General features: G+C 59.4%; 1 protein-coding gene. It reads right to left on the bottom strand.

Annotation, left to right across the window (positions count from 1 at the left end):
- Positions 1-872 (bottom strand): MFS transporter (locus tag D6877_RS13825; RefSeq protein WP_130911157.1); only part of this gene is annotated, 872 nt, incomplete at its 3' end.
- Between the last annotated feature and the right edge of the window lie 273 nt (positions 873-1,145).

The raw sequence follows: 1,145 nt of genomic DNA, 5'->3' as shown, positions 1-1,145 counted from the left end.
CCGATCTTGTCCCCGATCGGCCCGCCGAAGAACGTCCCCGCCGCCACTGCGCCCAAGAACAGGAACAGATGCAATTGCGAGCTGGCCACCGACAGGTCGAACTTCTCGATCAGGTAGAAAGTGAAGTAGCTGGTGAAACTGGCCATGTAGAAATATTTGGAGAACACCAGCAGCCCCAGGACCACCAAGGCACTGGTCACCCTGCCCTTCGATAAGCCGTGCGTCGCGGCTTGGCCGGCCTTGAGCTTGAACAGGTTCAGGTGGTTGGCGTACCAACGGCTGATGCGGTACAGCACGAACAGCGCAAACACTGCGAACAGACCGAACCACGCCACATTGCCCTGGCCGAAGGGAATGATGATCGCCGCCGCCAGCAACGGGCCAAACGCGGAGCCGGCATTGCCGCCAACCTGAAAGGTCGATTGCGCCAGACCAAACCGGCCGCCCGAGGCCAGTCGCGCCACACGCGAGGCTTCCGGGTGAAAGGTCGACGAGCCGATACCAATCAGCGCCGCCGCCAGCAAAATCAGTGGGAAGCTGCCGACCACCGACATCATCAGAATACCGATCAACGTACACACCGTGCCCGCCGGCAACAGCCACGGTTTGGGGTGGCGATCAGTGTGATAACCGACCCACGGCTGCAACAGCGACGCGGTCAACTGGAAGGTCAAGGTGATCAGGCCGACCTGGGTGAAGGTCAGGCCATAGTTGGCTTTGAGCATCGGGTAGATCGACGGCAGAACCGACTGGATCAGGTCGTTGATCAGATGCGCCAGCGCCACCGCGCCGATGATGCGCATCACCAAGGGGCTGCTTTGCGGAGCAGCGGTCGCCGAGGCAGCGGCGGTCTGAACGTTGCTGATAGCCATGGAAAATTCCGGACAGCAGATGGGTGCCCGCAGGCAGGTGCGTCAATGTGCCATTTTTCGGTGCGCTCACGCTATCCCCTTAGGCAGCTAACTAAGTTATTGGACACACCACCGTGTAGGAGCTGCCGAAGGCTGCGATCTTTTGATCTTGCTTTTAAAAATCTAAGTCAAGAGATCGCAGCCTTCGGCAGCTCCTACACGGGGGGCACTGGTAGAAAGGTGATAGCGCAACGCCATGGTCTGAATCTTGCCTTGCTTCTGCCCTTGAACACG

Origin of the sequence: Pseudomonas sp. Sample_9 (genome assembly GCF_004307535.1) — a bacterium.
Taxonomy (GTDB): Bacteria; Pseudomonadota; Gammaproteobacteria; order Pseudomonadales; family Pseudomonadaceae; genus Aquipseudomonas; species Aquipseudomonas mercuritolerans.
This window is presented reverse-complemented; position numbering and strand designations above follow the sequence as displayed.